This window comes from Companilactobacillus sp. y65-5, assembly GCF_057541095.1.
Genome location: NZ_BAAJOA010000006.1, coordinates 135,112 through 149,956, shown reverse-complemented (window position 1 = coordinate 149,956; position 14,845 = coordinate 135,112). Strand labels below are relative to the sequence as shown.

The 14,845-nt window shown below is 38.7% G+C and carries 16 protein-coding genes; 15 read left to right on the top strand and 1 reads right to left on the bottom strand.

Annotated features, from left to right (window positions below; genetic code table 11):
* The first annotated feature begins 5 nt into the window (after positions 1-5).
* The 12 genes from AC27FM_RS10890 (at position 6) to AC27FM_RS10835 (ending at position 11,223) form a co-directional block, all read left to right on the top strand.
* Positions 6-1,295, top strand: coding sequence for a PTS sugar transporter subunit IIC (locus AC27FM_RS10890; protein ID WP_487088217.1), 1,290 nt, complete (start codon positions 6-8; stop codon positions 1,293-1,295).
* A gap of 11 nt (positions 1,296-1,306) precedes the next feature.
* A complete protein-coding gene (locus AC27FM_RS10885) occupies positions 1,307-1,702 on the top strand; it encodes a tetratricopeptide repeat protein (protein ID WP_487088215.1) in 396 nt (131 codons plus the stop codon).
* Positions 1,703-1,721: 19 nt separating this feature from the next.
* Positions 1,722-2,585: a class II fructose-bisphosphate aldolase gene (locus AC27FM_RS10880; RefSeq protein ID WP_487088213.1), complete on the top strand. Its 864-nt coding sequence runs from the start codon at positions 1,722-1,724 to the stop codon at positions 2,583-2,585.
* 665 nt (positions 2,586-3,250) lie between these two features.
* The gene (gene deoC, locus AC27FM_RS10875) at positions 3,251-3,904 is read left to right on the top strand and encodes a deoxyribose-phosphate aldolase (RefSeq protein ID WP_487088264.1); all 654 of its coding nucleotides are present in this window, start codon (positions 3,251-3,253) and stop codon (positions 3,902-3,904) included.
* Between the two features lie 61 nt (positions 3,905-3,965).
* Positions 3,966-4,613 (top strand): histidine phosphatase family protein, encoded by a 648-nt coding sequence (locus AC27FM_RS10870; protein ID WP_487088211.1) that lies wholly within the window; start codon positions 3,966-3,968, stop codon positions 4,611-4,613.
* A gap of 124 nt (positions 4,614-4,737) precedes the next feature.
* Positions 4,738-5,418, top strand: coding sequence for a FadR/GntR family transcriptional regulator (locus AC27FM_RS10865; protein ID WP_487088209.1), 681 nt, complete (start codon positions 4,738-4,740; stop codon positions 5,416-5,418).
* A 126-nt stretch (positions 5,419-5,544) separates the two neighbouring features.
* Entirely contained in the window at positions 5,545-6,798 is a 1,254-nt protein-coding gene (locus AC27FM_RS10860; RefSeq protein ID WP_487088208.1) for an MFS transporter, read from the top strand.
* 1 nt (position 6,799) lies between these two features.
* Entirely contained in the window at positions 6,800-7,564 is a 765-nt protein-coding gene (locus tag AC27FM_RS10855) for an SDR family oxidoreductase (protein ID WP_487088206.1), read from the top strand.
* Between the two features lie 16 nt (positions 7,565-7,580).
* Complete coding sequence (locus tag AC27FM_RS10850) at positions 7,581-8,528, top strand: C-terminal binding protein (protein WP_487088204.1); 948 nt, start codon at positions 7,581-7,583, stop codon at positions 8,526-8,528.
* An 18-nt stretch (positions 8,529-8,546) separates the two neighbouring features.
* Positions 8,547-9,443, top strand: coding sequence for an aldose 1-epimerase family protein (locus AC27FM_RS10845; protein WP_487088202.1), 897 nt, complete (start codon positions 8,547-8,549; stop codon positions 9,441-9,443).
* A 74-nt stretch (positions 9,444-9,517) separates the two neighbouring features.
* Positions 9,518-10,246, top strand: a complete 729-nt coding sequence (locus AC27FM_RS10840; RefSeq protein WP_487088201.1) for a sugar phosphate isomerase/epimerase family protein — start codon at positions 9,518-9,520, stop codon at positions 10,244-10,246.
* Positions 10,247-10,263: 17 nt separating this feature from the next.
* On the top strand, positions 10,264-11,223 hold the full coding sequence (locus AC27FM_RS10835; protein WP_487088199.1) for a sugar kinase: 960 nt from the start codon (positions 10,264-10,266) through the stop codon (positions 11,221-11,223).
* Positions 11,224-11,271: 48 nt separating this feature from the next.
* On the opposite strand, the gene AC27FM_RS10830 is transcribed toward AC27FM_RS10835, so the two are convergent.
* On the bottom strand, positions 11,272-12,264 hold the full coding sequence (locus AC27FM_RS10830) for a LacI family DNA-binding transcriptional regulator (protein WP_487088197.1): 993 nt from the start codon (positions 12,262-12,264) through the stop codon (positions 11,272-11,274).
* Between the two features lie 244 nt (positions 12,265-12,508).
* Between AC27FM_RS10830 and AC27FM_RS10825 the strand changes: the two genes are divergently transcribed.
* Genes AC27FM_RS10825 through AC27FM_RS10815 form a run of 3 tightly spaced genes read left to right on the top strand, consistent with a single transcriptional unit; the run spans position 12,509 to position 14,822 of the window.
* On the top strand, positions 12,509-12,763 hold the full coding sequence (locus tag AC27FM_RS10825) for a hypothetical protein (RefSeq protein WP_487088195.1): 255 nt from the start codon (positions 12,509-12,511) through the stop codon (positions 12,761-12,763).
* Positions 12,764-12,776: 13 nt separating this feature from the next.
* The gene (locus AC27FM_RS10820; RefSeq protein WP_487088194.1) at positions 12,777-13,526 is read left to right on the top strand and encodes a sugar phosphate isomerase/epimerase family protein; all 750 of its coding nucleotides are present in this window, start codon (positions 12,777-12,779) and stop codon (positions 13,524-13,526) included.
* 3 nt (positions 13,527-13,529) lie between these two features.
* Positions 13,530-14,822, top strand: coding sequence for a gluconate:proton symporter (locus AC27FM_RS10815; protein WP_487088193.1), 1,293 nt, complete (start codon positions 13,530-13,532; stop codon positions 14,820-14,822).
* Positions 14,823-14,845: the final 23 nt, after the last annotated feature.

Genomic DNA, 14,845 nt, shown 5'->3' with positions numbered 1-14,845 from the left:
AAGTTATGGCTGTTATTAAGTTCATTATTGATAACGTTTTGACTCAAGCTGCAATAACGATTGCTTTAATTGCCGCTCTGGGTTTGATTCTTCAAAGAAAATCATTTGGTAGTGTTCTTAGCGGTACATTCAAAACCTTACTAGGATTTGAAGTTCTATCCGCGGGTTCTTCAATCATCGTTGGTAGTTTGACATATTTTGGGAAAATTTTCTCACATGGATTTCATTTAACAGGAATTGTTCCTAGTATTGAAGCCATAAATGGTCAAGCAATGAATCAATTAGGATTAGGTAATGAAATTGCTCTAACATTTTTAGGAATTTTTATTGTAAATATCATTATTGCTAGATTCAGTCCTTGGAAATATATCTTCTTAACAGGTCAAGCACTGCTATGGATGGCAACAATGACAACGATTGGTGGTCACGCAGCTGGTCTCAGTGGCTTTCCACTAATTGCTTTAGGTAGTGTTATCGGTGGTATTTTCGCAGTTGCTATGCCAGCTGTCGCACAACCGATCGTTCGGAAGATCACCGGTAATGATGCAATTGCTCTAGGTCACTTCTGTACCGTAGGTTATATGGTTGAAGCTGGTACAGCATGGCTGTTCGGTGAACGTGGTAAAGAAAAACATTCACTTGAAGATGTTAAGTTACCAAAGAGTTTGGAATTTATGCAAGATACATACCTATCAGTAATGGTAGTTATGGTGCCACTCTATCTTATTACTGCAGCATTCGCTGGTCCTAAGTATGGAGCAGTCGGTGCCGGTGGTATGAACTACATGATGTTCGCCTTCTTACAAGCTATTCAATTCGTTGTTGGTGTATACGTATTGCTAGCCGGAGTTAGACTCTTGCTTGGTGAAATTGTTCCGGCATTCCGTGGTATCGCTATGAAACTAGTTCCGAATTCAAAACCAGCTTTGGATTGTCCAGTATTGTTCCCTTATTCACCAAATTCAGTGATTATCGGTTTTATTACTACAACAATCGGTACTGTGATAGGAATGTTCTTCCTACCAGTCTTTGGATTAGCTGTTATTTTACCCGGTATGTTAACAAACTTCTTTGCCGGTGGTACTGCAGGTATCTTCGGTAATGCTGTTGGTGGTCGTCGTGGAGCAATTGTCGGTGGTGTTGTTCACGGACTATTTATCACATTATTACCAGCTTTATTAGTAGGAGTATTAACACATATGGGATTCACCAACGCTTCTGCAACAGATTCAGATACGATCGTCGCTTGCTTAATGTATGCATGGATGATCTCACCTATTCTTAAGGCAATTTAAGGAGGTAAAACATGTTTGGATTATTTAAGAAAAAACCATCTAAAAAGCCAGTTGAACCAGAAAAAGTTGAACTGACTGAGGATGAAATAAAAGATATAAACAATCAAATCTCGTCACTTAAATCTGATTTAAAAGAAAAGTCAGGTGACGAAAAAATCACCACTCTTAATGCCATAGGTGCTTCATATGAAAAAATCGATGATAAAGATAATGCCATCAAATACTATGAGGCAAGTTTGGATGAAAAAGAACAATTTGGTGATGCCTATAATGGGCTACTGAAATTGTACGAAGAAAAGAGAAAAGAGGCCGCTTATCAAAAGGATGATGATGGCATTCAAAAGTATGTTGGTAAGATGGACGATTTACTGAGTATTTCAAAACGAGTCTTAAAATCAAATTATTAAATTTGGAGGAATTTATATAATGTATAAAACATTAGCATCAGTATTAAAAGAAGCAGAAGAATTGGATTATACAGTCGGAGCATTTAATGCCCATAACTTAGAAATGGTACCTAGTATGATTGAAGCAGCTCGTGATTCAGGCTCACCTATCATTATTCAAACTAGTGTTTCAACTGCCCGTTATGTTGGTATGAGTAATTTTGTTGCTGTATGTAAATCAATGTCAGAAAAAGAAGCAGTTGATGTAGTATTACACTTGGATCATGCTAGAGATTTGACTGACATTAAAGATGCTATTGATGCAGGATATAGTTCTGTAATGTTTGATGGATCACTATTACCATTTAAAGAAAATATCGCAAAGACAAAACGAGTTATTGAATATGCCCATGCCCATGGTGCATCAGTTGAAGCCGAAATTGGTACTATCGGTGGTACGGAAGAAGGTTTCACTGTGGCGGAAGGTCAATATACTGATCCTAAAGATGCAGTAGAATTTGTTAGAGAATGTGATGTTGATGCATTGGCTGTTGGTATTGGTACTCATCACGGCCAATTCCAATCAAAGACTAAGTTAAACTTCCCACTCCTAGAAGAAATTCATGCTGATATTGATAAACCATTAGTTGTTCATGGTGGTACAGGTGTAAACGAAGATGATTATCATCGTTTGACAGAGAATGGAATTCGTAAATTTAACGTTGGTACTGAATTGTTGGTTGCTTGGACAAGAACTGCACAAGAATATTTTGGCAAAACTGAAGTTAATAATTCACTAAGAAATAACATTATGCCATGTAACAAGGCCGTGCATGATATCATCGTGCACAAAGTTGACTTATTCATGAATAAGAAAAGCCCAATTCCAGCAGTTACAGAATAGAAAATAAAAGAGATTCTGCTGAATGCAGGATCTCTTTTATATTTAATGGAGGCATCATTTTGAAAAAAACATTATTATTAATGGCAGGTTCACCGGGTACTGGTAAATCATATTTCGACAATATGATACGACAGAAAATTTCAGGATTTGTGGAATTATCGATAGATGTGGAAAAAGAATTTCTTTATGACAAATATGGATTTGATGATGTACAACAAAAAGAAATGCTTGATTACGAAGCTCTTCAACTGTACTTAGAAAAAGTAAGAATTGAAATGGAAAAAGGTAACTCAATTATCTCTGACTACCCATTCAGTGTGAAACAATGGGGTACCCTAAAGAGACTGAGTGATGAATTCGAATATCAAGATATTTCGGTGGTTCTTACAGCTGATATAGATGCCTTGTACGCAAGACAACTAAAAAGAGACTTAGATCCAGATAGGCATATTGGTCATTTGATGAATCATTATCATCTTGGGGATAAATTAGAGGATCGAAGCAAAGTGGATATTCATCCTACCAAAGAGGAACTTCAGAAGTTCTTAGAGAGCAAGAAGTATGATGATTTTGAGCTGGGCAAAGTCTTCAGAGTAGATGTTTCTGACTTTTCAAAAGTTGATTACACTGGCATAATCGATGAAATATCCGAGTTAGTGCAAGGGATAAATTCGTTAGGTAGTTATATTGATCATACCTTATTAGCACCCGATTCAACGACAGCAGACATAGACAAGGTAATTGCTGAAGCTAAAGAAAACGAGTTTTATTCAGTAATGGTCAATCCATTCTGGGTTGAATATGTCAGCGAAAAGTTAAAAGATTCTGATGTGAAAACTGCAACTGTCATTGGATTTCCGTTAGGTGCGAATACTACGACTGTTAAAGAATTTGAATTGGAGAATGCAATTCAGAATGGTGCCGATGAATTGGATATGGTAATAAATATAGGCATGTTCAAAGAAGGTAATTATACTTACGTTGCTAATGAAATTAACAGGCTTGCTAGGTTGGCGCACGGAAGTCAGAGGATATTAAAAGTAATCATTGAAACATCATTTCTTACAGATGCTGAAAAGGCAAAGGCTGCACAAATAGTATCTGAAAGTGGTGCTGATTATGTAAAGACTTCAACAGGATTTTCATCTAAAGGGGCGACAGTTCGCGACGTCAAGATCTTAAGCGATAATGTAAGTAATGGAACATTAGTCAAAGCATCTGGTGGGATCCATTCATATTCTGAAGCTATGGATATGATCAAGAGTGGAGCCTCTAGATTAGGTACTAGTCAAAGCGTTTCGATAGTTGATAATAAATAGATTTAAATAATAATGAGGAGTTTGATTTGTGATTCCTCATTTTTTATTTGGAGGAATAATCATGGAAATAGATTTTATCAGACATGGACAGACAATATTCAATTTAATGGATAAAATGCAGGGATGGTCAGACACGCCGCTGACGAATCAGGGGATTGATGATTTAAAAAAAACAGGCAAATATCTACAAAATGTTCACTATGATGCTTTATATAGTTCAGACTTGAAACGTGCAATAGATACTGCCAAGATAATCCAAAAAGAGAATCAAGCTAGTGATTTGAATTTAGAGGTCAATGAAAATTTTCGAGAGATATTTTTTGGTTCACTGGAAGGCTTAAATAGTACCGATCTGTGGAAAAAATTGGGCAAGCCTTATGGATTTGATAATCAATTAGACTTCGCTAAAAAATACTCAATGAAATTCACGAGAGACATTATGAAAAAAGCAGATTCTTGGGGTTATGCAGAAGGTTCTGATGACTTATTAGTTCGCTTCAATAAGGGATTAGAAGACCTTAATAGAGAAAATAAGAGAGATGCGAGAATTGCTGTTGTTACACATGGAACGTTGATTGAAACTATGATTTTAGAATATGCACATCCAAAAGTTAGCGTAGAGGATGCATTCCCAGATAATGGGAGTATTACTAAGACATATCTGACCAGTAAAGGGTTTGAGATTGGAGAATTTAATATATTGCCTTAGATTGTTTTTGGTTATCAACCTCCAAAATTTGAAAAGTCATCATACCATAGTGTAATATAAGTATTGATAAGCAGTAGTAATCATTAAATCAATGAAAATACATATGATGACTTAGGAGGACGTTATGGCTCAAAATTTAGTACAACAAACGACAGATAAGATAATTGAGTACATAAAGGAAAATAACATTCAACCCGGCAAGAAGTTACCTAACGAATATACGCTTTCCACCAATCTAGATGTTGGTAGGAGTACTTTCAGAGAGGCTATTCGAATCCTCATATCGAGGAATATACTTGAGGTTCGGCAAGGTTCAGGAACGTATGTCAGTGAGAAGGAAGGGCGTTCGACTGATCCGTTTGGTTTGACGATGATTCGTGATAAAACCAAAGTGATCAGTGATTTTTACGATATGCGTTACGTTTTGGAGCCTGAGGTTGCCAGTAAAGCTGCTATTTATGCGACAGATGATCAAGTCGAAGAGATCAATAGACTAGCCAAAGAGATTGAGAAGTCATTCAGTTTGGGTAACAATGACCACATAAACTTAGATATAAAATTTCATTCTTTGATTGCCAAAGCTAGTGATAACATGGCATACTCCTACATATTACCGATAATTAATACGTCCATTCTGGTGTTCAATCGCAATTATGTTGATGATGACGCCAAAAGATTTACTGTAAAAATACATCGGGAGATCTGTCAGGCGATAAGTGACCACAATGCTATCATGGCGCATGATTCCATGCTAGTACACATGGCTAATAATCGTCTGGCGTTCAAAAGGTTGTTAAAAAAATAAATTGACAAAGTCATCTGATGTGTGATAGTTTTAATTCATCAGATGACTTATTTATTTGTTCTGATTGGTAAGCGCTTACCATAGTTACTGTATAGTTATTGTTTTAAGAGAAGAGGCGAGCTTTAAGTGCAAAAAAGAAAATATCTTTTGATTGATGCATGTGTTTTGTTACTTTCTTTGGGTCTGATTTATGCTTATTCAATCGTTATGGTTCCCCTAAAGAAAGAATTTAGTTGGACTCCATCTGAATTATCAATGATCTTCGTCTTATCGATAATCAGTTTTACTATTGGTAATATCATTGCCGGTAGGCTGTTGAAGAAGTATTCCGTTAAGACTGTTTTTAATTTAGGTGCTGTTTGTATACTGATAGGTTTCGTCGGATCAGCGTTTGCACGTGCACCATATGATTTAGTAGTCATTTATAGTTTATACGGTGTGCTGACCAGCTTAGGAATAGGTTTCGTTTATAACGGGATTTTACCAACGATCACGGCATGGTATCCGGACAATGTCGGTAAAGCTCAAGGTACCTTATTGATGAGTTATGGTATGGGAGCTTTTATATTAGGGCCAATTATTACTAAGATTTACGTTGTGGTTCAATGGAGAATAGTATTTATTGCAATAGGTATTATCTTCTCAGCTCTGGTGTTGTTTAGTTCATTTGTGATCAAAGACCCAACAGCTGCAGATAACATCGTTGAAGTCGAAGCAGATGATCAAGGTCAAGTTGAGAAAACACAAGATAAAGACTTTCATGATATGTTACGTGATCCAGTGTTCTACTTGTTCTATATTTGGATGGTTCTTCTAGGTGGCGTCGGCTTAGGTATTCTGGGTATCGGTAAGAGTCTACCTGATCAACATCACATAGCGGCTACCTTAGCTGCGATCATCGTTGGATTGGTTAGCTTAGGTAATGGCGCTGGCCGTTTGATCGGTGGTTTTGTTCTAGATAAGTATGGTCGGAAGAATACGATGTTCTTCTCCAACTTACTGTACGTTGTTGCGATTGGATTGTTATTGATGTCTGAGTATAACAACAGTATTTGGATTTTATCACTAGGTTGCCTGCTCTGTGGTATGTCCTTTGGTTCCATCTTGATCGTCATGACCTACTTCACCAAGACAATCTGGGGCTTGAAGAATATGGCTCTTAACTTTGGTGTTATCAATAGTTATGGAATCATTTCCGTGTTTATCGGTTCGTATGGCTCAAGTAAAATTTATGAGAGCACGGGTTCGTACATACCGGTCTTCATAATTATGTTAGTTATGGTAGCGGTGGCATTAGTAGTTCTTGTTTCCATCAATAAATATTTAGATGCACACAAAAGCAATATAAAAGTAGAAGCGTTAAGCGTAGGAGGAAAATAATATGAATTTGAATGATTTAACTGGTAAAAAAGCAATTGTGACAGGAGCAGCTCAAGGTCTCAGTAATGGTATGGCTGAAGGTTTACTTGAAGCGGGAGCAGATGTAACGATTTTGGATGTTAATCCGAAAGCGACAGAAGTAGCTGAAGAATTCACTAAAAAAGGCTACCACTGTTACGCAGTTATCGCTGACCTTGGAGATGATGACAAGAGAAGTGCTGCTTTTGATGAAGCGGTTGAAAAATTAGGTGGGCATCTAGACATCTTGGTCAATGGTGCCGGAGTGCAACGTCGTCATAAGAGTGAAGAATTTCCAATGGAAGATTGGGACTTCGTGATCAACGTCAACTTACGAGCAGTCTTTGCACTATGTCAATTGGCAGGTAAAAAATTCATCGAACAAGACGGACCAGGTAAAATTATCAATATCGCTTCGATGCTATCATTCTTCGGAGGTTATACCGTCCCTGCATACGCTGCTTCCAAGGGTGGAGTTGCTCAATTGACGAAGGCTCTCTGTAACGAATGGGCTGAAAAAGGTATCAACGTAAATGCCTTAGCGCCGGGATATATGGCAACGACTATGAATACTGCCTTGCTTGATCCAGCTAATCCACGTTACGAAGCAATTACCAACCGAATCCCTGCTAAAGCTTGGGGACAACCAGAAGATATGAAGGGACCAGTCGTATGGCTAGCTTCAGATGCTTCTAATTACATCAATGGAGCCATCATTCCAGTAGATGGTGGATACTTAGTTAAATAATAGTGAGGGTGAAATCATGAAAATTTATATTACAGATTGTGATCAAGGAAGTGTCGATATCGAAAAAGACGTCTTCGCTAAGGCAGGTATGGAAGTAACACTGTGCGATGCTAAGACTGAAGATGAAGTTATCGATCAATGCGGTGATGGTGATATTTTTATCATACAGTATGCCAAAATAACTAAAAAAGTAATGGATGCTATTCCGAGCTTGAAGTATATCGTTCGTTACGGAGTCGGTGTAGATACGATCGACGTCCCAGAAGCTACCAAACATGGTATTCAAATTGGAAATGTCCCTGACTATGGGATGAATGAAGTGGCTGACCATGCGATCGCACTTCTCTTGAGCCTCAAGCGAAAGATCGTCATGATGAACGATAATACTAAGAATAATGAATGGAACTTCCAAAAATCCGTTCCGATCCATCGATTCAGCGAGGAAACTGTCGGAGTTGTTGGTTTAGGTCGAATCGGTCGTAACTTTGCGTCCAAAGTTCATGCACTAGGATTCAAAGTTATCGGCTACGACCCATACTTTAAACCCTCAGAAGAATTTGATTACATCAAACCAGTAGAATTGGAAGACTTGATCAAAGAATCAGATGCCATTTCACTACATATTCCATCTGACAATAACGTAGATTTGTTCAATTATGCGGCCTTCCAACAGATGAAAAAGAGTGCGGTCATCATCAATGTAGCTCGTGGTGGAATCATCAATGAAGATGACTTAGATAAGGCGTTGACTGCTGGTGAAATAGCAGGCGCTGGTTTAGACTGCATGTTAAACGAGCCTGTTTCGGCTGATAATAAGCTATTCAGACATGACAATTTGATTGCTACTCCACATATGGCTTGGTATTCAGTCGAAGCAGCCTCAGAATTAAAACGCAAAGTGGCTGAAGAATCTGTAAGATTCGCTAACGGAGAAAAGATCCACTATCCAATCAATAAGTTGTAATTTTACAGGAGGCCAATGATGCAAGTAATTGAAAATGATTATTTACGAGCTGAAATCAACGAATTAGGGGCTGAATTAACTAGTTTAGTCGATAAAAAAACGGGGTTTAATTATATTTGGGACGCCGATCCTGATATCTGGCCTAAGCATGCTCCTAATCTGTTTCCATCTATCGGAAGATCTATGAACGATCACTATTTAGTCAATGGCACGAGATACGAAATGCCTCAACACGGTGTGGGATTTTTCCATCAATACGTTGCTAACAAATTATCAGACAATAGTGTTGAATTCACCATGCACAGTGATGATGAAACTAAAGAATATTATCCGTTTGAGTTTGAGTTCTCGATCAAGTTTGAATTAGTTGGCAGACGTTTGCGGATGATCGATACGGTCAAGAACCTAAATGACAAAGTAATGAGCTTTGCTGTGGGAACCCATCCAGCTTTTAATGTTCCGATCGGCTCCAATAGTAGTGAATTCGAGGATTATTATTTAGTCTTTGAACCTAGTGTCAAACAATTGGAATATCACGAAATAACCTTTAAGACCGGTGTGCCGTTGCGAACGGGTAAGCTCAAGAAACTTATGAGTTACAATGGCGACTTTCTACCACTCAGTCACGAGTTATTCCAAGATGGACTGATCGTCTTCACTGAAAAAAATCATTTGGACAGTGTTGCACTGAAGTCAGCTGATGGTGAACATTCGATCACGGCAAAATTCGAAGATTTTCCACAATTATGTCTGTGGACGCAGAACGATGCTAAGGCTGGGTTCTTATGTATCGAGCCGTTCTATGGTGTTTCAGATAAGTACGGCGAAGAAGTCGAGTTGAATGATAAAGAAGGCAATTGTAAACTGGCTGCTCGCTCACAGCGGAGTTTTGTGATCGACTACGAGATTGATTAGTTTGTTGTGAAAGGGGCAGGAACTGCGGTTCCGGCTCTTTTTTTAAAAAAAATTACGAAATACGGGGTGTTAAAATGTCATTGATTATAAATACGTTACTGTTTGCGGACGATGTGAATAAAGGTACTAGTCAAGTCGACTTGATCGATCGTGTCGGTCAATTGGGTGCTCAAGGAGTGGAAATTAGACGTGAATATTTCCAAAACTTCGATGATGAAATAACCAAAACGGCTGATAAGATTCAGAAGAACGACTTACTCGCTAATTACAGTGTTCCTGATATTATTTTTGAAGAAGATGGCACGGTCAATCCTAAGCTACAAGGATATTTTGATGAAGGTAAAAGACTAGGAGTGCAGAAGATAAAATTCAACGTGGGCTATTTTGATAACTTCAAAGGTGATCTCAAAGCTAGTTTGAGTGCCTATCCCATCGATGAGATCGAAATGAATGTTGAAAATGACCAGACTAGTTTATCAGGTACTAAAGTATCACTGCTGAAATTTTTAAAGACAGTCTACGAAGTGGGTCTTACACAGATCGGGTATGTCTATGATCTCGGTAATTGGGCCTTTACACATGAAGATGCGGTCGAAAATGCCAAGGAACTGGCACCCTATACTCATTACATTCACTTAAAAAATATCATCGAGGACGAAGGTAACTTTGCGACGTCAGTCGACTTGGATACAGGTATTTATGATTGGAAAGACATCGTCACATACTTACCCGATGTTGATATTGCCTTAGAATACCCCATAGATACGGATGAAGAAATCAAAGAACAGATGGAATTAATTTAAACTGAGGAGGAGTTATTATGAGCGAAGTTATCACAATTGGCGAGCCATTAGTCATCTTTGCATCAAAGGATCCAGATGTTTCATTGACTGATGCTGTCAACTTTCAAAAACTAATGGGCGGGGCTGAGTTGAACGTTGCAATCGGTGTACGTCGATTGGGACATTCTGTCGATTATATTTCTCGAGTGGGTGCCGATCCGTTTGGTGACTATGTCATCAAGACTATTTTGAGCCATGATGTTGGGACTAGGTACATCTCCAGAGACTCTGATAATTTTACCGGTCATCAATTGAAGCAATTAGTCACTGAGGGAGACCCTGATACGTTCAATTATCGTAAAGGCTCTGCTTCTTCACATTTGACGAGTGATACCATCAATGAGATTGATCTGGATGGTGTTAAAGTAGCGCACATGTCTGGTATTTTTCCGGCAATCTCAGATACGGCTGAAGAAACATTTAAGACATTATTGAAGCGGATCGTTGATAAGGATATTTTAGTAACTTTTGATCCTAACTTGAGACCGCCATTGTGGAGTAGCCAAGAGAAGATGATCAGTACGATCAATGAACTAGCTTCATCAGCCAATATCGTATTACCGGGAATCAATGAAGGTAAGATCTTAGTTGGATCTGATGACCCAGAAGTTATCGCCGATTTTTATTTGAAGGGTGAACGTACTAAGACGGTCATCGTCAAGATAGGTTCTGACGGAGCTTATGTGAAGACTAAGGATGGCGACAGCTATACTGTCAAAGGATTCAAGGTGGATAATATCGTAGATACTGTTGGTGCAGGTGATGGATTTGCACTCGGAGTGATCACCGCCTTACTCGAAGGTAAGTCAATGAAGTCGGCCGTGTTGCGTGGTAATGCAGTCGGAGCATTGCAGATTCAGACGCCGGGTGACAATGATGGCTATCCTGATACAGCTGGATTAGAAGCATTTTACCAACAAGAAAATGTGAGTGAATAAAAAACTTCGATGATTTGATTGAAAATCATCGAAGCTTTTTTGTGTTCACTATCTTAATTTTGCAGGTATGACTAATTTGGAACTGATATTCTTGTCGTTGTCATTTAGCAGGTCGATCATGACTTCTGCCGCACTAGCTCCCATCAAGAAGGGGTTTTGTTCGATCAACTTGGCCTTAGGTTCAATAGCTCGAGCTAGATCAGTATCGGAGAAGCCGGTTGAAGTTACGTTGACGTCATCAACGTATCCACCAGCAATCAGTCCCGGCATGAATTCTAGTAACCATCTCTCCTTAATGGCGAAGATCAAAGTCTTCTCATCACTGTTTTTAAGCAAGGAGACGATCTCTTTTTGGATTTCTTTGTGGTTGTGAGACTGTTCAGATATCTCGATAATGTCGATATTTTCATCGGGGATCACTGATTGTATTCCTTGGAAACGTTCACGACGAGTTGAAGCGATGTTGATCTCGGAACTCAGTACGATGACGTGTTTGAAGCCTCTGTCATTGAAGTGAATCATGGCTTCACGGGCAGCGTCAAAGTTGTTGGTGATGACTTGAGGCCAGGGAGAACGTTCGATCTCACGATCGACTATCACGATGGGGATGTCCCGACGGATCTCATCAGATATCAAGTTCATGTCACTAGTCAATGGCTGGAAGATCAAACCATCAAAACTGTGCTTGTTGACTGAGTCCATCAATTGGATCTCACGCTTCTGATTGGTATCGGTGTCAAATAAGACACCGATATAGCCATTGCTCTCCAAGATAGAACTGACACCTTTGAACAGCTCGGTTGAGAAGTAATCATCGATATTGGAGACCACGACGGCGATCATATTGCTAGTCTTAGTGACCATCTGTCGAGCAGCTGAATTAGGGACGTAGTTGAGTTTGTCGATAGCATCGGCAACACGTTTAGCAGTTTCTTCAGACATACGCGAAAGATCATTATTTAAAAAACGAGAGACGGTAGCGATCGATACATTCGATAGGGCGGCTACGTCTTTCATGTTAGCAGCTTGTTTCTTCTTCATTATTTAATTTACCATTATTCCTAAAATATCAATTAATACTATACCATATTGTGATTATATTTAAATCATAAGATAATTTATCAAGTTAAACGTTTTACTATTAGTATTCTAACATAAATATCCATCTATTGTTGATATAGAGGGATTTATAAAAATATAAAAAAATACTTGAAATATTTTAGGAAAACGTTTACCATATGTCTTGTAAAGGGTTACAAAAATAGAATGATGTGGAGATGTGCATATGTCGGAGAGAACACAAATTGATCCAGAAAAATTTGCATTGAACTTTGCTAGCTCTAGTTATGAGAAGGGGTTCGATAAAAAAGAGCTGATCAAAGAGTCGAAGAATTACTTGATCAGCTATCTAACTGCATATTATCTAGCCCAAGACTTCAACAGAGCCGAGGATAAAAGCTTTGAAGATGATGGGACACAATTTCAAGATTTGAGTTTTGAAGAATTGATCAATCGTGTACGTGATTTAAACAACTATTAATGAGGTGGAAAAAATGACTTTAATTTTAAATACATGGATTTTTGAAAAAGACGTTAAGGAAGGTACTAACCAAGTTGATTTAGTAGATCGTGTGGCTGCTTTGGGGGCAGATGGTATCGAAGTACGCCGTGAATATTTCAAGGACTTGGACAAAGAATTACCAGAAACAGCTAAAAAAGCTCAAGAACATAATTTAGTAGTAAATTACAGTGTTCCTGACGTCGTCTTCGAAGAAGATGGTTCATTGAATCCAATGTTAAAGACTTATTTTGAAGAAGGTAAGACATTAGGATTGAAGAAGATCAAATTCAATATCGGTCATTTCGACAAGTTCACTGGTGACTTGAAAGAAGCTCTAGGACAATTCCCACTCGACCAAATCGAGATGAACGTTGAAAATGACCAAACACAAGTATCCGGTACTGTTGAAGCCTTGACTAAGTTCTTGTCAGCTGCACATGATGCAGGCCTTCCAGAAATCGGCTATGTATATGACTTAGGTAACTGGGCATTCACACACGGTGATGCAGTTGAAGCTGCTAAAGCTCTTGCACCATACACACATTACATTCACTTGAAGAATACGATCGACAACGCAGGTGAATTATCAACATCTGATGATCTAGACGTAGGTATTTATGACTGGAAGAACATCCTTACATATCTACCAAAAGATGTCTATTTCGCACTTGAATATCCAATGGCAACAGATGAACAAATCAAAGGTCAAATCGAGTTGTTTCAAAAAGAGGTAGGTGCATAGCATATGAGCTCTACAGTAATCGCAATACTATTATTAATTACGTTTGCTGCCTTTATCTATTACATCATTAAAGGTGGTAACTTGATGGTCGGATTCTTCGTGATGGCCATCTTATGGGCATTGATCGGTATGGTTCCGTTCGATACTGCTGTTCAAAAGATTTTTGCTGAACCAGCATTGAATTACGGGCCAACCATTATCTACATTGTCTTTGGTTCTTGGTTCGGACGTGTTTTGGTTGAAAGTGGTATCGCTCCAGCAATTTCGGAGCAGACTAACAAAGTAGGTAGAAAGAAACCGTTGCTAGCTGGAATTCTAGTTATCATCGTTACAGCTTTTATCTTCGTTAGTGCCTACGGTGTAGGTTCAGTTATCGCTATTGGTGTTATTTTACTACCGATCCTTCTTTCGATTGGTTTGCCAAGAGACTTAGCTCTATCAGTCTTTGCACTCGCAATCGGTGCTCCAATGTACATCAACGTTGTTTTATATAATCAAATCAAGGCATTCTTCCCTAAGGCAGTTTATGGCGGTGAATATCTTGTCTTCGGTGTTATCGCAGCACTTGTTCAATTAGTCGCTGTTATTATCTTGTTGATCCTTAACCGCAAAAAGATCGACCCATCACAAGCAGAAAAGAACTTGGAGATTATCGGCGCCAGTGCTGATGATGCTGACGATGGTAATAAGATTCCTAAGATTGCATTTATTATTCCAATCATCCCAGTTGCTATGAATATGATCTTCAAATGGGATGCCGTACCTGCACTAACAGTTTCGACATTACTAGCTATGTTGCTAACTGGTAAGATGAAGAGCTACAAAGCCTTCGTTAATTTCTTGAATGAATCGATCAAAAAATCTATCAGTGATATTTCTGGATTGATCATGTTCTTAATGGCACTAACTATGTTTACTGGTGCCGCTTCATTGAATGCTGCCCGCTTCCGTCCGGTATTCCAGGCAATCTTGCCTCATGATCATTTGATCTTAGCCATTGCTCTAGGTGTATTGGCACCACTAGCCTTATTCCGTGGACCATTGCACGTATGGGGTGCTGGTGCCGCAACAGCCGCAGTTCTATCAGGAACTGGATTGTTCAGTGACGCATTCTTACTACCATTACTATACGTACCAACATTACTAGCTGTCTCAACCGATATCACCCAATCATGGAATATCTGGGGACTAGATTACATGAAAGTTCAATCTAAGAGCTTCCTGAAGTATGGCGTACCGGTCATGTGGATAGTCTCGATTATTAATGAAGTTCTAGTTTATTATTTCTTCGGTTAAATCAAAAAATATTAATCAAATCA